Source organism: Oceanobacillus sp. E9, assembly GCF_001741975.1.
GTDB classification, from domain to species: Bacteria; Bacillota; Bacilli; order Bacillales; family Amphibacillaceae; genus Oceanobacillus; species Oceanobacillus kimchii.
The window spans coordinates 263,431-280,380 of sequence record NZ_LSNA01000008.1; the positions used below are offsets into that span (position 1 = coordinate 263,431).

The following is a 16,950-nucleotide window of genomic DNA, read 5'->3' on the forward strand; positions in this document are numbered from 1 at the left end:
ACCTTTTGATATTTGGATTTTCATTGGGTTAATTGCTTTATCCTAGGTTTTTATTTATATTAATAGATTAAAGCTTTTTCCCACTTTTATATTATTATTTTATAACTTAGAGTTAACTATAACGCAACTTATAGCTTCTTTTTCACTCTAAGTCTGTTCATTTTTAGCTAAAATCATACTACTAGTCTGGAGTATAGTAACAAGTCAACCAAAAAAGAATGAGCTTGTATGCGCTCATTCTTTACTATTTTTACTTCCACCATTGATCATATAACGTTACTTCGCCTTCACGTTTATGCATGGTTTTTAGATAATGTCCTTCAATTATTTTTTTACCGTCTTTCGAAACTTCTTTTCCTTCTAAGAAATCATCAATTTCTTCATAAGTAACTCCCAATGCTTCTTCATCTGGTAGAGCTGGACGATCATCTTCTAAATCGGCAGTCGGCTTCTTATTATATAGATGCTCGGGACAGTTTAATTCGATTAACATCTGTTTTCCTTGACGTTTATTAAGACCAAATAAAGGTGCTAAATCACAAGCGCCATCACCATGTTTCGTAAAGAAACCTGTTACCGCTTCTGCAGCATGATCAGTTCCTAAGACAAAACAATGAAGTGCTCCTGCTACACTATACTGAGCTTTCATGCGTTCCCTTGCTTTCTCATTCCCTTTTAGGAAATCATTAATTTCTACATTTGCTTCTTGTAAAGCTTTCACACTTGCATCTACAGATTCTTTAATATTTACTGTTACTACTTTACTTGGTTCAACAAACTTAATGGCATCATCCACATCACCCGCATCTTTTTGAACACCATAAGGTAACTTCATACCAATAAACTGGTATGTATCTGTAGCGTTTTCCTTGTTTAGTTCATTTACAGCGATTTGAGTAAGCTTTGATAGTAATGTAGAATCTTGTCCACCAGACATACCTAGTACATATCCCTTTGAGAATGAATGTTTTTTTAGATACGCTTTTAAAAAGTCAACTCGCTTACGAATTTCTTCTTTTGGATCAATTTCAGGTTCTACATGCAGATCTTCAATAATAGTTTTTTGCAAATCGCTCATACTTATTCCTCCTTCAATTTATCTTTTATTAATTTTATCTTTTACTGCTTGTTTCACTCGTTCGATATGATTCATCTTGTTATTCCATAATGCTTCACTTAAATCGACTGGATACTCTGCTGGATAGTTTGTTCTTTTGTACTCATCCCAGAATAAATTGAGTTGATTCGCAGTAAACGCTTGAATTTCTGAGAGATCAGGACATTCATAAACAATCTCCCCATCGACGAAAATATCATGATGAAGATTTACAGCTTCAAAATTAGTAACAAACTTTTTATAGTACGTATGTACCGGATGGAATAACATTACTTCTTCTTGTTCATTTGGATGCTCATTTTCAAGCGTAAGATAATCTCCTTCACTATGTTGATTTTCCTTATTTATTATTCGGTAAACCTTTTTCATAGCTGGTGTTGTCATTTTTTCTGGGTTTCCAGATAATTTAATGGTGTCTTTCATCTCACCATTTTCATCTTCAATTGACACAAGTTTATAAACTGCCCCAAGTGCAGGCTGATCATATGCAGTAATTAGCTTTGTACCAATTCCCCACACATCAATTTTCGCCCCTTGTGCGAGAAGACTTGCAATGGTATATTCATCTAAATCATTCGATGCATAAATTTTTGCATTAGGAAAACCAGCATCATCAAGCATTCTTCTTGCTTCTTTTGACAAATAAGCTAAATCTCCGCTATCTAATCGTATTCCTTGGAAATTGATACTATCGCCTAAATCTTTTGCTGCTTTGATTGCATTGGGAACTCCTGACCGTAATGTATCGTATGTATCTACAAGAAACACGCAGTCTTTATGTCGTTCTGCGTACTTCATAAACGCTTTATATTCATCTCGATATGCTTGGATCATCGAATGCGCATGGGTTCCTGAAACAGGGATTCCAAATAATTTTCCTGCACGGACATTACTTGTTGCACTAAATCCTCCAATAAATGCTGCTCGTGTACCCCAAACTGCTGCATCCATTTCCTGTGCTCTTCTCGTTCCAAATTCCATTACAAGCTGATCTCCTACAAGCTGACGAATACGTGATGCTTTGGTAGCAATAAGCGTTTGGTAATTAATAATATTTAATAAAGCCGTTTCTAATAATTGTGCCTCAGCAAGACTAGCCTCTACCCGAAGAATCGGCTCATTCGCAAATACGATTTCACCTTCTTTCATTGACTTAATTGCACCAGTAAAGCGTATACTTTTTAAATATTCAATGAAATCATCTTGATAACCAATCTCTCTTAAATAAGTTAGGTCTGCATCTGTAAATCGAAAATTATTCATATATTCAATTATTCGTTCTAATCCAGCATATACGCCATATCCGTTGCCAAATGGGAGATTACGGAAATAAAGGTCAAACACAGCTTTCCTGTTATGAACCCCATCATTCCAATATGTTTCTGCCATATTAATTTGATATAAGTCTGTATGTAGTGCCAAGCTGTCATCGATATAATTCATAGTTCTCCTCCTAAATATAGAATGCGCTACTTTCTATATATTCATAAGCGCGAAAATCAATTTATTCCCAGATGGATGGTACTATTACTTGATTCGTAAAGCGATATAATTGAGATGGGCGATAAGAATTGCGTGCTGTTTTCTTCCAATTTCCAGTTTCATCAACTACTTTTTCTATAAAAGGTAGCTTCGGTGCTTTCGTGAAGAAAACAGATTTATTTGCTATTTTTGGATGATCGGATACCGTAAGTAATACTCCTTGAAGTTCTGACAAAGTAAATTCATGTAATAAAAAATTCTTCGCTATATCTGTATTCAACATATCTCTTTCAATCCGCTTTAAGGCATCTTCAATAATTTGACGATGATCGAACGCTAATGATAATGCAAATGCTTCTTCGATAGAAAACAATTTTACTTCAGCTGCATCGTCTGCTGCTTTGCAATTAGTTAATTTATCTTCAGGAACAATAGCGTAGTGCGCATTGGATATAATCCACCCTCTTGGATCACGCCCCCATGCATCATAAACACCAAAATGTTTTAGGTATACTTTATCTACACCAGTTTCTTCATCTAATTCTCTTATAGCTGATTCATGGGCCGTCTCCTGCTGTTTTGCATCCACAAAACCTCCTGGCAAAGCCCATTTCCCACCCTCAACATTTGGATTTCCATGCTTGTCTATTTCAACTCTACGAATTAAAAGTAGTTTTAATAATTTTTTCGGTAGTACTTTTCGTCTGCTTGCATTCTCACCGATCGTATCTGATACGATTGTAAAAACAGCAATATCGCTTGTATACCCATCTGGAGTTATATAATTATTTGTAGTGTGCGGTTGGAAAAACTCTTGTTCTTGATCGAATTTGGGCATAACTTCACCTCAATTTTCAGAAGTAATTTGTAATTTTATAATTACTAATTATTATACGTCAAAAAAAGAAGATGTCAAATTCATATTTGACATCTAATAATGAGTCTTTTTCGTATACTTTTCCCATGTTTCAAATGGAAGTAAGGAATCGTTTGTAGGAATTGTGATAAACGGAAGTTTGCGTGCGCTGGGCAAAAGTTCAATTTCTTGATAGATTAAATCGTCATCAAAATTAATTTTGGCAGCATCTTTCCGATTAGCCCCATAATATACCGCATCGATTCTCGCCCAATAGATTGCACCTAAACACATTGGACATGGTTCACAACTTGTATAAAGGGTACAGCCATTTAATTCAAACGTCGAAAGCTTCTCGCAAGCTTGGCGTATTGCTTGAACTTCGGCATGTGCAGTTGGATCATTGTGATTGGTTACTTGATTTGACCCTTCAGCTATTATTTCATTATCTTTTACAATGACTGCTCCAAAAGGTCCCCCACCTTGAGAGATGTTACTAACCGCTAACTCAATAGCCTTTGCCATAAATAGATGATGATTTTGATTTATTTGCATGCTATCTTCTTCACCCCTTTATAACAGTTTACCAAATTATCGGAATTATTTCTCCTCTTTACTTGGAAAGATAGTATACGACCATGAATAAATAAAATCAACAATAAAAATAATCCCCCAAACCATGGATAATCCAAATGCTGTTTCGTTCGCATATGGAGATTGTCTATAGTCACCATTTTCAATCCATGATAAGTCGGTGATATAATCCAAAATACTTTCCGTACCACCTAGTCCATATATCCATAAAATGAATTGGACAGAAGCAAAAATAATAAGATGAATGATAGAAGAATAACGATATTTTCTGGCAATATACGTTGGATTCTTTTGTTTTGCCATTATCGCTCTATCTCTTTCCGTTAAGAGTTCTTTGCTTCTCCATTTTCCTATTATTTTTCTCATCCAGCGATCTAACCGTTTAAAATCGGTGATACCAAATGTACAAGCATAAACTACAAATATTGTAATAATGATTTGAAAGTTAGAAATTTCTCCCGTTTGTTGATAAACCCAAATACCAAGTATAGCTTCCATAATAAGAAGTACTAAAAATAAAATTATAAAAATGACACTAAGCTGTTTTCTATCTAGAAGATATCTTGTTATTCCAAATAACAAGAGCATTATCACAGATAAGATTTCTGCTGCGATAAATATCTCCCATTGGTAAGTGAATATAGATTCCACAATGGCCCCCCCAAACTTAATTCTACAATTTAAAATCTAATTTTTTTACAGACGACCTTTTGCATCCTTTCATCATTAAAAAAATTATCAACTGTTGTACGATTCAGCGCTAAAAAAGTTTCTAAAAAATTTTATAAGCCTCTAGTACCAATGACTAGAGGCTCTTTTTAATCAATTACTGTTGGTTCGCATACTTCACTATTATGTCGCGAAGTAAATCTACAATTTCTTTATCAGCCTTTTCGTTATAATACTTTCTAAAACGATCATCTGCTACATACATTTCCGCTAACCCTTTGTGTGCTTCAGCAGAGTATTCCGCCCAACTAAACATTAACCAATTCTTATGAAGGTCAAAAACTTGTTTCGCTTCTTTGGAATCTAAATCTTTTGATTGATATAATTTATCTAATGACAAAAACAATTCATTTTCTATCTCTTGCATTTGTTTGAATTCTTCTTCACTCATATTCATCCATTGTTGATTAGAGGTATTTACTGTCTCTTCCCCATATTTTTGACGAATTTCATTGCCAAATACCTTCTCATTCTCTTCCAGTCGTTCTTTCTTAAACCCTTCGAACTTCTCTTTATTAGACATATTCAATTCTCCTTTTTGATAACGTATTGTCTTATCGACAGTCAGTAATAAGTGGTCAATTTGCTTCCGTTGTGCCAGCAGTTGTTTACGATGTTCTTTTAAAGCGTTATGAATATCAAAGGTTGAATCATCAAGAACAGATTGGATTTGATTCAGCTTCATACCCATTGACCGATAAAGGAGTATTTGCTGCAGACGATTAATTTCTTCCTCTCCATAAATGCGATAACCAGAATCATTCACCAACTTCGGCTTGAGCAAATTAATTTGATCATAATATCGCAATGTTCGTGCACTAACACCCGATATTTTTGCCACTTGCTTCACCGTATAATCCACTTCATCACCTCCTGACAATTTCAGTTTAAGGGTTTACGTTGCGTAAAGGTCAATACCATCTTTTAATTTGTTTCAAAAAAAAGTTCATCGGGTAAACAGAACTTAAGGACAATCCGAAAGGGGACACATCATGAATAAACGAAAAGTTACACTCAGTACCTATACGATTTCGATTATATTAGTATTCTTGTTGTTCATTATCGACTTTTTTGTCGTATCAATACCAGTCGGATACTTATTTGTTTCTATATTTGCGATTTTACTAGCAACAACTATAGGGTTAATTGTATACTTCTCTATAAAAACAGAATAAGCCTGTATTTTTCAGGCTTACTCATCTTCATAGTATCTTCTCATTTGCTTTACATAACACCGTTGAATGATGCAAGAAATTTTCTACTTCTTTAGAATATCGTAGAATATGTACTTTTTCACGATAAGGTTGTAATTGAGTTAGAATAGTTTCCCTACTTTTATTTTCAAAATCATGATTCCACCGAATCATATGAAAAAACATGGATAATGTTGGTTTATAATTGGCTGATTCTTTTCCTAACTTCTGCAATATGAACCGACGTATGATTCGATAGATTCGTATATAGTATGGCATATCTAAAAAGATGATTGCATCTGCATTTTCTAAGCTAGAATTCACCCAGGAAATATGAACACCTTCTATAACCCAATGATTTTGTTGAACATAAGACTGTAATAAAGCATCTCTATCCTCCAAATCTCTCCTTCTATCCCCTGCACTATCTCGTATCCAAACAATATTGTCTAACTCTATATGAGGAATATCCAAAATCGTTTTTATTGCTCTTGCCATGGTAGTTTTTCCACTACCCACTGAACCAATTATATGTACCTTACTCATTCCTTAGAGACCCCTTCAATCCTTTTAATATTTTATGTAAACAAAACGAGATACAAACAAAATAAAAACATTACCCCAGATAAGGGTGTCATAACATACTTTTCTTTTTTACTCCTCGAAAAAAGGTTGGCAATCGTGTTTAACACTAAGAACCCTGTGATAATACTGGCCATCATGTGGAAATTAATAGAAGAGGATACACTCCACAAACCAGTGTAAGCAGCAAATACTCCACACATAACCAACAGTACTAAAGCATTAATACCACTTATAAATCGCAACTTCTTAGGCAAAACCTTATACATTCCTCCTAAGGCAAACTCACCTAATGGACAGCCAATAACCAATAGAATTTGAAATAGTGCAACAACCAAAAACAAAATAACAACGATAAAAGCAATAACAGTGTATAGTTCCAATTCTTTCCCCTCCTTTCGTTTATATCGTATTCGATTAGGGAATAAATAACATAGATTGAACTATAGATAAATTATATATGATGTTTTTAAATAATCACATTATTCGGAGGAAACAAATGAACAAGAAAATACACGACTTAATTGGCATCGGAGTTGGTCCATTTAATTTAAGCCTTGCTGTTTTAACAGAAGAAACAGCAGAAGTTGATGCAATATTCTTCGAGCAAGAAATGAAGTTTAATTGGCATCCGGGCATGCTTATAGAAGGAATGGATATGCAAACCCCATTTTTAGCAGACTTAGTAACATTTGCTAATCCTACAAGTCCTCATACATTTTTAAACTATTTACATGTACATAATCAACTCTATCAATTTTATTTCTTTAATCGTTTTACCATACCAAGGGAACAGTATAATGATTATTGTCAGTGGGTGGTCTCTAACCTCAATCACTGTTATTTTGGGATGCGCGTAGTTGATGTTATTGACCATCAAAATGAGAACCCGTCTCATTTTGAAGTGGTTGTGGAAAATCTCGCTGATCAAACAATAGCATCTTACTTCTCTCGTCATATCGTATTAGGTACAGGTAGTATTCCAAATATCCCTGAACCATTACAAGGTTTTCCAGATGAAGATGTCACACACACAAGCAGATATTTGTATCTTGAAGATTCACTCAAAAAATCCAATTCTATAACGGTAGTCGGTTCTGGGCAAAGTGCATCAGAGGTTTTTTATGATTTGTTAAAAGATCAAAAAAAGCATGGTTATGAATTAACCTGGTTCACTCGTTCGGGTGGGTTCTTTCAAAAAGATGAAACAAGTCTTGGTAAAGAAGTTTTTTCACCTGAGTTTATCGATTACTTCCATAAATTATCTTTTGAAGGAAGACAAGAATCACTGGAAACATTGGATAGTGTTCGAAACGGTGTCGAGCCGACCATGTTAAATAAGATTTATGAAATTCTGTATAACCGTTCTATTCATCCAGCCAATCCATCTGTAACTATCCAATCGTCCACTGCTGTCCAGGATATAAAAAAAGATACGTTCCGATCGACTTATTTGCTAACCTGCGAGCAATGGCAAAAGAAAGAGGATTTTACATATACTTCTGATAAAGTCATTCTTGCAACGGGGTATAAGCCGAATCTTCCGGATTGGTTAGAACGTTTTTCAGAACAGATTATATGGGAAGATAAAAATTTGTATAAAGTGACCAAAGATTATCGTTTAACTTTTAAAAAGGAACGCAATAATCATATCTATACATTAACTAACTTGGAGCATTCTCATGGTTCTAGTGCGACTAACTTAGGCTTATCTGTACTTCGCAATCAAAAGATTATTAATTCTATTGCTGGAAAAAGTATTTACCCTATTCCAAAACAGGCAGTTTTTCAGCGATTTGAATAAAGCGAAATTCATTGAACGGGGGTGTGGGCGTTACTTCTCCATTCTCACTCTATATAAATACCACAAAGGTATAACCTAAAGGCCCTGAACAGAAACAAACATTTTATTGGCAGTAACCCGCTTACTTCTTGGTTAAGCGGGTTACTGCCCCGTTACTTACGGGATGAAAAAGTTAGAGTTTTTAGCTTTTTATTTGACTAAGAAGGAATATCATTATAATTTGTCGAAAATAGATTAAAATAAATTCTGGAGCAAAGGAGGCAATTGATATGGAAGACACATTCCATATAAGGACCTTACCCGGATACCGATTAATTGGATTAAAATGGGAGGGGCCATATACTCAAGTCAACGAGCTAAAACATACTATTGAAAACATGTATAACCGCTCCACTGAGTTAAAAGACATCATAGATTCTCAAAAACAACTTGGTCTGTCCTACCATACTCGGCCAGATGGATTTGTACATTACTCAGGATTTCAAGTGAAAGAAAATACGGAAATTCCTCTTGGTATGATCGACATTTATATTCCTGAGTTAACTTATCTTATTACATTTCATCAAGCAGGAGATGATATAGGAAAAACATATATGAAGATTTATCATTGGTTAAAAGATTGTACCTATATCCCTTACACTGAACCGAACATTGAATACTACGATGATTTACCAATTAAACATGAAGTTTATCCTGTACATCGAGATCTCGAACAACCTCACTTCAATATTATGATTCCTATAACAAGACAAATTGATTAATTTGAAAGATGCAAAAAAGCAGATGAAGTTTCCACTAAGGAAATATACATTGATGTTCAATGTGCTAGCTGATTAACTTGTTGAGATTTTTGCACTGCATCTTTCTTCAGTTAAAGTTGAGGTCATTGTATGTTTCCAACTTTCTATATATCCATCGATAAACGAACCATATCAATTACCTGAATTCCATTTTCAAAAATCGGTTCATCATAATGTCGCACAAAAAAATCACGATCAATGCCGATCATTCGAAATCCACATTTTTGGTATAATGCTAGTTGATTAACACCACTATTACCCGTACCTATTTCAATCGTTTTATATCCAAGTTTCTTTGATTCTTCAATTGCATGAAGTATAAGTTTCTTTCCAAATCCTTGACCATGAAAGCTTTCATCAACTGCCACGTTAACAATTTCTATAGTCTCTGGTCTTGTTGGGATAAGCACATATTCTCCAATTACTTGGTTATTTTTCTCTAATACATAACAAGAGCCTCTTTGCAAATACTCGATTACAATACTTTCAGATGGATCCGCCAATAATAGTAGTTTCATTGGAGCATTTTCTATCTCTTTTAATCGTCGTATCATTAAAATTCCCTCTCTAATTCCTTTATATATTCAACCTAATTCATAGTGCACAAAATTATTCACCTGTCTAAAACCTACTGATTCATAAAGACGTATTGCACCTATATTCTCATCATTAACTGTCAAATACAAAGATGGTATTTCCATCTCTTGCATAAGTAGTGTCATGCTTTGCTGTAATAATTGCTTTCCTACACCTTGTTTTCGATAATCAGAATCAACGCCTATAAATTCCACACTTCCTTCTTTAAACTGTTTACTGCCTTCTAAATAAGCATACCCAATTACATCATTGACATCATTAGTTCGTATTAATAATCGATGTTCATCCGTGAGACGCTCAAGAATTGTTTTAGCTGGATAATATGTATCTGGAAAAAGCGTATCATGTAATGTCTTAAAACTTCCGATCATTTTTTTATTATTTAAATCTATTTCTTCATAATTTGTTTTGCCTGTGCTACCTAATTGATTGCATTGCAGTACGGTATGATATCCAAGTATACTCGCATTTAAGTTTTCCGCAAATGTTCTCATTTCAACGTTATTAACATGGTAAAAAAAATGTAAGTTCCAATTTTGTTTTGTAAACGGGTGGTGAGACCAGAGTTTATTTGCAGTTTGATTTGGATTTTCACTTGTTACGACTGGACCCCAAACTTCTGCTTCTTCATCTTCGTAATCAAAAGCAACCATACCTACAATTTGGTCTCCCTCAACCGCAATGATTATCTCATCTAGTTTAAAATCCTCTACCAACACTTCTTCGATCTGATTAAGATCCTCACCAATATAGCCACACTTTTTTGCAGGGTTAGAATTTACTTTTGCTAGAAAAGCGGCTAGGTTCGAATATGACGTTGCTTTTATTAATTCCAATTTGTTCGCCTCCATACGTATACCTTTATTACTTAAATTATTATACACGAATCCGTTTTATTTTTCAGAATGTTTTAAATGCTATTTTATTCTTCGCCAATAAATGTCAATTATCGATTTAACCACTAGCCCATTATTTGTTAGGAATAGGAGACTTATTAATTTTATAGAAATACTTTACCCAATTTGTCAACCTAGTTTGATTTATAGAACAAGTCTATTTACTACTCTTTCCAATTTTCTAGCTCCGTTTGGGTTTTAGAACGACTTTATTATCGACTTTCTTATACTCCTTCGGATTTTTTGGTGTTAGAGCACCTCTCGTTCCAGTCTTTCTTTGATTCCACTCAATAATATAGATTAGTGCGTATTATATTAGGATTCCACATTAACCACAAACCAATTTTTAATTGCAAAAATAGTAGTAATAAAAATTAATACGATTCCAATAATGAGGATAATTAAATTGCTGGTAAACAAACCGGTGAATAATGCAACCATGGAAATGATATATAATAAAAGGGCAGAGTTGTTCATGCGCACTACCACGTTGTCACCATCTTTTACTGATGTTGGCTTACTTCCCAAAAACCATTGGTTCGCAGTAATTTTCGCTTGTTCTTCAGGCAAGTCGACGAGTGTTTCCTCATTCTGCTTTAAACTTGTCAACTTCTTGCTGTCAGCTTTAACGATAATTCGAGTTGCTCCACCCATCATCCCAGTATTACGCTTTAATTTGATAGACATACAACAATCCCCTCCCGTTAATACATTCATACTATTCAGTATTTTGCAATATACCCATACGAGAGGAGGTTAATCCTTTTTCAGTTGCCTATGAAATTATCTGATAATAAAGATGGGTGACTAATTCCCCATCAATTGCTTTTATTAATTTAAGTGGAGTTTGTTGATTGTTTCTTGCAAATAATTTCTTACCATCTCCTAATAGTACAGGCGCAATATGTAAATGTAGTTCATCTACTAGTTTTTCTGCTAAACATTGCTGTGCGATACTTGCACTTCCAATACTAATCTCCTTATCCCCAGCAATTTGTCTTGCAGTATCAATTGCCTGATGAATACCACTTACAAAATGAAATGTTGTATCTTTTTTCGCGTATTCGTTCGGTGGTTCATGTGTTACAACTACGATAGGAATACCTGCTATTGGATGACTGCCATTCCATCCGTTTACGATATCAAAGGTTCTTCTTCCTACCATGATTGCACCTAACGACCCGATTGGTTTATCAAATACACGTCGATTTATTTCAGACATGGTAAAAAAAGCATTGTATTCACTAGCAAATGATCCTTGAAACATCCAATTCTGTAATGCTTCTCCACTTATTCCCAATGGTTGTTGCATAGAATCATCTTTTCCAGTGATATACCCATCTAGTGACATGGAAATATCTACATACACCTTTCCCATACTATAAATCTCCCTTTAGAATGTTATTTATTCGTGCATAGTTTAAAAAAACAGTCTCATCAAATCGCTTGTACTCTTTTAAATAATATTTTCTTTGATTTGGCATAATAGGAAACATTGGCTTGCCATCACCAAGCAATATTGGGAAAATAAATAACCAAATTTCATCTACTAAGTCATGATGAATAAATTCTCTAGCTAAACTCGCCCCACCTAGAGAAACATCCCTGCCTGTAGTTCCTTTTAATTGTAAGACGGATGACACCATATCACCATTCAGCAACTCTGTATTCCATTTAAGATCCTCTTGCTTTAATTTACTTGATATCACATATTTTTTTACGTTCATCCAGTGTTTTGCCCAATCCTTCTCTTCTTGTGAAGCATTTGGCGATTGTCCTTTACTTGGCCATATAGACATATTTTCATACATTTTCCTTCCATATAAATGTGCGTCTATATTTTCCTCCTGCTTATTTATAAATCGAAATAATTCATCACTTGGTATGCTCCAGTCCAATTCACCATTAATCCCCTCAATAAAGCCATCTAATGAAACCATTTGTGAATAAATAATTTTCCTACTCACCCTTTTCCCCCTTTCTATTAATTGCTTATAAAGGAATGTACCACAATTACCCATGCCCTATTTCTTTTTATTTGCGAACAAGTTGAAATTACTCTCCTTTTATTATAAAAAAACGCATGAGCTCTGATTTCATGCGTTTTTAGCATATTCTTATTTATTCTGAAGCGAGTGCATCCGCTTTTGTCTGATGTAGAGTACCAAAAGGATGTTCTGGTGGGGCGTAAATGGTGTATAATTTCAGTGGTTCACCTCCTGTATTAGTTATATTATGCCACGTTCCTGCAGGTATCATCACAGCACTACTATCAGAAAGTTGTCGTCGGTATGTTAAATTATTCTCTTGACTCCCCATCTGAACCAACCCGTCTCCATCTTCTATTCGAACGAATTGATCGTGAGTTGGATGTACTTCTAAACCGATATTATCACCAATAGGAATGCTCATTAATGTGACTTGTAAATGTTCTCCGGTCCAAATTGCTGTACGGTAAGCTGTATTTTGTTCAGCGGCTTCCTCTATATCAATAACAAATGGGTATCCACCCTGATCTTCCAACTGTCTATTCAGAGTGATGCCTAATTCACTATTTCTCGAATTATGATAATTATACAATTGGTTAGCAGCCATATAACCTACGGAAGATAATTGATAGTATAATTGTTGAACAACCGAGCTACTACTTCTTAGACTAGCTTTATAATTTTCTTCATAATCTTCTATACATCGTTCTACAACATCTTGTATGCCTATTTCTGTATTTCTGCTTGCTTCACTGGATTTCTGATAATTCGGGGCATTACCAGTGATATTTCTATATAAATAATCCAATTGATTTATGTTTCTCAATTTGACCTCACGTGTGTAATTTAGTGTATTCAAGTATTGTTGTTCATTCATAGATGAGCTTAACTGATCTAATAATTGAATGGTTACAGCATCTTTTTGTAAGTTCTCTAATGTGATTTCTGCTAACTTTTCTTTCTCTTTTTCCGTAATTAAGGGAGACTGAGAAGCATAACGAAGATCATTTGGATAATATGGAATATAATACATGTATTCATTAACCCACCTTTCATAGAATCTAAAATCAGCATATGCCCACATGAGGAAATCGTTCTTATTTTAATTACTGATTTAAAAGGGAGAGTAACTACAGAAAATAACTTACAAAAAGATGTAAAAAAGCAATTCTAAATAAAAAAAGCAGATGAAATATGATTATGTCCCCATCCTTTTCAATATACAAACATTAATGCTTTGTAATTGAATTCTCTATTTCTAGGAATCTCTCATATTTCATCTGCTATCATGTATCTGTTAATCTAATGAATTCTCTCGATTTATTATTGAATTGTCGTATTTTTATATTCAAATCAATTTCTTAATTGCTAAATTTCATTTAAAAAACGATTGAAGTTTCTTAAAAAACTTCTTTCTAATCTACCACAATATACGTAACATTTACTGGACCATGGACACCTACAATTAAATTCATTTCAATATCGGCGCTATTACTAGGCCCTGTGACAAAACAAACACTTGAAGGTGTCTCTATTCCATTGACATGATCATCATGAATTTGTTTTGCTGCTTGGGTCATTCGAGGTACAATTGTTTCTTTTGGAATAATAGCGATATAACTTTTAGGCATTAAACTTATCGATCTACCATTATTTTTATCGTTCTTTAAGGTTACCGTTCCTGACTCTGCAAGTGTCATATCACTAAAGGAAATTCCAACATCCGCTTTCTCTGCAATAACCTGGTTTTCTTTACCAATAGAAGCATCCCAAATATGCATATCTAGTTCTTCTGCATACTCATACTGATTATAAGCTTGATCCATCCCATATTCCACGTTACGTTTATCATTAGAAGCAATGATGGACTTTGCTGCATATCGATCAATAGTTTGTCGTACAACATTAGGTAGCTCCTGTTTACTCGTGCGCACAAAGTCTGTATGGATGACTTCGCAATGTTTTTCTAATACGTCAATTAACTCATCTTGCGAAGCTCCTTGTAGAACTTCATATTGTGGCTGCACACTATACTCCGGTCTTTCTACGCCTTCTGTTTTTCGAGGTCGGCCAAGGTTAGCAGCTAAATTACTTAAAAATTTATCTCGATTATGAATTGGCATTTTGCTTTTCTCCCTTCGCACGTTCATTCCACCAAGCACGGAAAGATTGTTTACCTGGAGCAGGAAAGTCACGTACATCTGTCCAACCTTTTAATGGTCCTGGTCCATTCTCGACAAACTCATCTTTTGTCCATGGTTTTAATGCGGTCCTAGCCACTTTCGTACTTAACTTATAAGCTGCTGGATTCGAAGCCCATTGAGCAAAACCTTTCATCATAATTTTTTCGGAAACTGGAGATTTCTTTTCCTCCTCTACAATGATTTCACGATGACGAATTAATTGCTCATGCAATGGAATTTTCACCGGACAAGCTTCTGTACAGGCTGCACAAAGAGAAGAAGCATATGGTAATTCCTTATGATCGTCATATCCATCGAGAAGCGGTGTTAATACGGCACCAATTGGACCTGGATAAATAGAGTTATACGCATGACCACCTACATGACGATAAACTGGGCATACGTTAATACATGCAGCACAGCGAATACAATGAAGTGCAGATTGAAATTCTGTTCCTAATATCTTGGATCTACCATTATCAACAATTACAAGATGATAATCATTTGGACCATCTATCTCTTCTTCCAATCTAGTTCCGGTGTAGGCTGTAATATAACTTGTAAGCTTTTGACCAACTGCTGCACGTGTTAGTAAACTAACAAGTACTTCCATGTCCTCCCATGTTGGCACTAATCGTTCCATCCCCATCACTGTAATCTGTGTATCTGGTAGTGAAGTAACCATTTCTGCATTACCTTCATTGGTTACTAATGTAATTGCTCCAGATTCTGCAATAGCGAAGTTACAACCTGTTATACCGACATCAGCAGTTAGAAAATCGTGACGTAGTTGCTCACGGGCAAAGGCTGCCAGTTCTTCTGGTGAATCTGTCTTATCATATCCACGTTTATCTGCAAATGTTTCACGAATTTGTTGACGGTTTTTATGCAAAGCAGGTGTAACAATATGCGATGGAGGATCCTCATCTAATTGGAGGATCCATTCACCTAAATCAGATTCAACTACTTCTGCACCCGATTTTTCTAAAGCTTCATTTAATCCAATTTCTTCGGTAACCATGGATTTTGTTTTTACAACTTTTTTCGCTTGTTTCTTTTTCACAACATTTTCAATATATTCATTGGCTTCTTCAGCAGTTTGTGCGAAAAATACGTTACCTCCGCGTTTCTCTACTTGTTCACTCAATTGATAAAGATAGTAATCTATATTTTCTAATGTATGTGTTCGAATCTCCGAACCTAGTTGGCGCCAATCTTCCCAATTTCCTAACTCCTCTGCTTGGGAAAGTCGTCCCTTACGAAATCTCCCTTGTGCCGAAGAAACGGCTTGACGCATAAAGTCGTTTTCAATTCCCTTATCAATTCGATCTTTATAGGAAACATCACCAATTTTTACGCTCATGCTATTCCTCCTTCACTATGTGTATTTAGTATTTCTGTAATGTGAACCACCTTGACATCTTTACCTTCACGGCGCATTCTGCCACCGATATTCATTAAGCAACCCATATCTCCACCTACTAGGTATTCAGCCTTTGTTTCGGACACATGCTGAGACTTCTCTTTTACCATTTCTCTTGATATTTCCGGGTTTTTCACGGAGAAAGTTCCACCGAATCCACAGCAATCCTCTTTTACAGGAAGTTCAACAAAATCAATACCTTTTACGCTTTGCAATAGTTTTTGTGGTGCGTCTTTTACTCCTAGTACCCTCGTCATGTGACAGGAAGGGTGGTACGTAACTCTTCCTTTGAAAGTTGAGCCTAAATCCGTTACTCCTAATACATCTACTAAAAATTGAGTAATTTCATAGCTTTTATTCGCAAGATCAATAGCAGGTTGTTCCCATTCTGGATCCCCTTGAAAAATATGAGGGTATTCTTTTAACATCCCTACGCAAGATCCAGAAGGACCAACTACATACTCTGAATTTTTAAATGCTTTAATCATCTGTTTCATTGATTTTTTAGCTTCTTGTAGGTAGCCGCTGTTATAGGCAGGTTGACCACAGCATGTCTGCGCAGCTGGAAAATCAACTTCACAACCTACTCGTTCTAAAATTTCCACAGTATGTTTACCTACATCTGCAAATACAATATCACTCACACATGTAATGAATAACGATACTTTCATTTGGTTACACCTCTTCTAATTTAAACTATGACCGA

At 35.0% G+C, this 16,950-nt stretch carries 20 protein-coding genes; 3 read left to right on the plus strand and 17 right to left on the minus strand.

Annotated elements, in window-relative coordinates; all coding sequences use genetic code 11:
• Positions 1-250: 250 nt before the first annotated feature.
• The 6 genes from nadE to AQ616_RS15005 form a co-directional block, all read right to left on the minus strand.
• Positions 251-1,078 (minus strand): ammonia-dependent NAD(+) synthetase, encoded by an 828-nt coding sequence (nadE, locus tag AQ616_RS14980; RefSeq protein ID WP_017795457.1) that lies wholly within the window; start codon positions 1,076-1,078, stop codon positions 251-253.
• An 18-nt stretch (positions 1,079-1,096) separates the two neighbouring features.
• A complete protein-coding gene (locus AQ616_RS14985; RefSeq protein WP_017795456.1) occupies positions 1,097-2,560 on the minus strand; it encodes a nicotinate phosphoribosyltransferase in 1,464 nt (487 codons plus the stop codon).
• Positions 2,561-2,621: 61 nt separating this feature from the next.
• A complete protein-coding gene (locus AQ616_RS14990; protein ID WP_017795455.1) occupies positions 2,622-3,437 on the minus strand; it encodes an NUDIX domain-containing protein in 816 nt (271 codons plus the stop codon).
• A gap of 93 nt (positions 3,438-3,530) precedes the next feature.
• Positions 3,531-4,010, minus strand: coding sequence for a nucleoside deaminase (locus AQ616_RS14995; RefSeq protein WP_069686139.1), 480 nt, complete (start codon positions 4,008-4,010; stop codon positions 3,531-3,533).
• A gap of 45 nt (positions 4,011-4,055) precedes the next feature.
• Positions 4,056-4,700 carry a hypothetical protein gene (locus tag AQ616_RS15000; protein ID WP_069686140.1) on the minus strand — a complete coding sequence of 215 codons (645 nt, stop codon included), beginning with the start codon at positions 4,698-4,700 and terminating at the stop codon, positions 4,056-4,058.
• Between the two features lie 175 nt (positions 4,701-4,875).
• The gene (locus tag AQ616_RS15005; RefSeq protein WP_017795452.1) at positions 4,876-5,640 is read right to left on the minus strand and encodes a MerR family transcriptional regulator; all 765 of its coding nucleotides are present in this window, start codon (positions 5,638-5,640) and stop codon (positions 4,876-4,878) included.
• Between the two features lie 130 nt (positions 5,641-5,770).
• On the opposite strand from AQ616_RS15005, the gene AQ616_RS15010 reads away from it, so the two are divergent.
• On the plus strand, positions 5,771-5,953 hold the full coding sequence (locus AQ616_RS15010; RefSeq protein ID WP_017795451.1) for a hypothetical protein: 183 nt from the start codon (positions 5,771-5,773) through the stop codon (positions 5,951-5,953).
• A 27-nt stretch (positions 5,954-5,980) separates the two neighbouring features.
• Here AQ616_RS15010 and AQ616_RS15015 read toward each other — a convergent pair whose 3' ends face one another.
• Positions 5,981-6,517, minus strand: a complete 537-nt coding sequence (locus tag AQ616_RS15015) for a P-loop NTPase family protein (RefSeq protein ID WP_069686141.1) — start codon at positions 6,515-6,517, stop codon at positions 5,981-5,983.
• A 32-nt stretch (positions 6,518-6,549) separates the two neighbouring features.
• Positions 6,550-6,936, minus strand: coding sequence for a hypothetical protein (locus AQ616_RS15020; protein WP_017795449.1), 387 nt, complete (start codon positions 6,934-6,936; stop codon positions 6,550-6,552).
• Positions 6,937-7,052: 116 nt separating this feature from the next.
• Here AQ616_RS15020 and AQ616_RS15025 point away from each other — a divergent pair, with 116 nt between their 5' ends.
• Both AQ616_RS15025 and AQ616_RS15030 read left to right on the plus strand, forming a co-directional pair.
• On the plus strand, positions 7,053-8,357 hold the full coding sequence (locus AQ616_RS15025; protein ID WP_069686142.1) for a lysine N(6)-hydroxylase/L-ornithine N(5)-oxygenase family protein: 1,305 nt from the start codon (positions 7,053-7,055) through the stop codon (positions 8,355-8,357).
• 269 nt (positions 8,358-8,626) lie between these two features.
• Positions 8,627-9,118: a GyrI-like domain-containing protein gene (locus AQ616_RS15030; protein ID WP_017795447.1), complete on the plus strand. Its 492-nt coding sequence runs from the start codon at positions 8,627-8,629 to the stop codon at positions 9,116-9,118.
• Positions 9,119-9,261: 143 nt separating this feature from the next.
• On the opposite strand, the gene AQ616_RS15035 is transcribed toward AQ616_RS15030, so the two are convergent.
• The 9 genes from AQ616_RS15035 to AQ616_RS15075 form a co-directional block, all read right to left on the minus strand.
• On the minus strand, positions 9,262-9,711 hold the full coding sequence (locus AQ616_RS15035) for a GNAT family N-acetyltransferase (RefSeq protein WP_069686143.1): 450 nt from the start codon (positions 9,709-9,711) through the stop codon (positions 9,262-9,264).
• A gap of 30 nt (positions 9,712-9,741) precedes the next feature.
• The gene (locus AQ616_RS15040) at positions 9,742-10,590 is read right to left on the minus strand and encodes a GNAT family N-acetyltransferase (protein WP_017795445.1); all 849 of its coding nucleotides are present in this window, start codon (positions 10,588-10,590) and stop codon (positions 9,742-9,744) included.
• Positions 10,591-10,965: 375 nt separating this feature from the next.
• Positions 10,966-11,337: a hypothetical protein gene (locus AQ616_RS15045; RefSeq protein ID WP_069686144.1), complete on the minus strand. Its 372-nt coding sequence runs from the start codon at positions 11,335-11,337 to the stop codon at positions 10,966-10,968.
• 88 nt (positions 11,338-11,425) lie between these two features.
• Positions 11,426-12,028 carry a dihydrofolate reductase family protein gene (locus AQ616_RS15050; RefSeq protein ID WP_069686145.1) on the minus strand — a complete coding sequence of 201 codons (603 nt, stop codon included), beginning with the start codon at positions 12,026-12,028 and terminating at the stop codon, positions 11,426-11,428.
• Position 12,029: 1 nt separating this feature from the next.
• Positions 12,030-12,617: a dihydrofolate reductase family protein gene (locus tag AQ616_RS15055; RefSeq protein ID WP_168156649.1), complete on the minus strand. Its 588-nt coding sequence runs from the start codon at positions 12,615-12,617 to the stop codon at positions 12,030-12,032.
• 154 nt (positions 12,618-12,771) lie between these two features.
• On the minus strand, positions 12,772-13,671 hold the full coding sequence (locus AQ616_RS15060) for a cupin domain-containing protein (protein ID WP_069686147.1): 900 nt from the start codon (positions 13,669-13,671) through the stop codon (positions 12,772-12,774).
• A gap of 382 nt (positions 13,672-14,053) precedes the next feature.
• Positions 14,054-14,761 carry a LutC/YkgG family protein gene (locus tag AQ616_RS15065; protein WP_069686148.1) on the minus strand — a complete coding sequence of 236 codons (708 nt, stop codon included), beginning with the start codon at positions 14,759-14,761 and terminating at the stop codon, positions 14,054-14,056.
• The gene (locus tag AQ616_RS15070) at positions 14,748-16,184 is read right to left on the minus strand and encodes a LutB/LldF family L-lactate oxidation iron-sulfur protein (RefSeq protein WP_017795438.1); all 1,437 of its coding nucleotides are present in this window, start codon (positions 16,182-16,184) and stop codon (positions 14,748-14,750) included. Before AQ616_RS15070 ends, AQ616_RS15065 begins: the two co-directional genes overlap by 14 nt.
• Positions 16,181-16,915 carry a (Fe-S)-binding protein gene (locus AQ616_RS15075; RefSeq protein WP_069686149.1) on the minus strand — a complete coding sequence of 245 codons (735 nt, stop codon included), beginning with the start codon at positions 16,913-16,915 and terminating at the stop codon, positions 16,181-16,183. Before AQ616_RS15075 ends, AQ616_RS15070 begins: the two co-directional genes overlap by 4 nt.
• Between the last annotated feature and the right edge of the window lie 35 nt (positions 16,916-16,950).

What these genes read in the sequence shown, in the direction of transcription:
- nadE (WP_017795457.1), bottom strand. Translation starts at nt 1,078, where the DNA reads ATGAGCGATTTGCAAAAAACTATTATTGAAGATCTGCATGTAGAACCT.
- AQ616_RS14985 (WP_017795456.1), bottom strand. Translation starts at nt 2,560, where the DNA reads ATGAATTATATCGATGACAGCTTGGCACTACATACAGACTTATATCAA.
- AQ616_RS14990 (WP_017795455.1), bottom strand. Translation starts at nt 3,437, where the DNA reads ATGCCCAAATTCGATCAAGAACAAGAGTTTTTCCAACCGCACACTACA.
- AQ616_RS14995 (WP_069686139.1), bottom strand. Translation starts at nt 4,010, where the DNA reads ATGCAAATAAATCAAAATCATCATCTATTTATGGCAAAGGCTATTGAG.
- AQ616_RS15010 (WP_017795451.1), top strand. Translation starts at nt 5,771, where the DNA reads ATGAATAAACGAAAAGTTACACTCAGTACCTATACGATTTCGATTATA.
- AQ616_RS15015 (WP_069686141.1), bottom strand. Translation starts at nt 6,517, where the DNA reads ATGAGTAAGGTACATATAATTGGTTCAGTGGGTAGTGGAAAAACTACC.
- AQ616_RS15025 (WP_069686142.1), top strand. Translation starts at nt 7,053, where the DNA reads ATGAACAAGAAAATACACGACTTAATTGGCATCGGAGTTGGTCCATTT.
- AQ616_RS15030 (WP_017795447.1), top strand. Translation starts at nt 8,627, where the DNA reads ATGGAAGACACATTCCATATAAGGACCTTACCCGGATACCGATTAATT.
- AQ616_RS15035 (WP_069686143.1), bottom strand. Translation starts at nt 9,711, where the DNA reads ATGATACGACGATTAAAAGAGATAGAAAATGCTCCAATGAAACTACTA.
- AQ616_RS15045 (WP_069686144.1), bottom strand. Translation starts at nt 11,337, where the DNA reads ATGTCTATCAAATTAAAGCGTAATACTGGGATGATGGGTGGAGCAACT.
- AQ616_RS15050 (WP_069686145.1), bottom strand. Translation starts at nt 12,028, where the DNA reads ATGGGAAAGGTGTATGTAGATATTTCCATGTCACTAGATGGGTATATC.
- AQ616_RS15060 (WP_069686147.1), bottom strand. Translation starts at nt 13,671, where the DNA reads ATGTATTATATTCCATATTATCCAAATGATCTTCGTTATGCTTCTCAG.
- AQ616_RS15065 (WP_069686148.1), bottom strand. Translation starts at nt 14,761, where the DNA reads ATGCCAATTCATAATCGAGATAAATTTTTAAGTAATTTAGCTGCTAAC.
- AQ616_RS15070 (WP_017795438.1), bottom strand. Translation starts at nt 16,184, where the DNA reads ATGAGCGTAAAAATTGGTGATGTTTCCTATAAAGATCGAATTGATAAG.
- AQ616_RS15075 (WP_069686149.1), bottom strand. Translation starts at nt 16,915, where the DNA reads ATGAAAGTATCGTTATTCATTACATGTGTGAGTGATATTGTATTTGCA.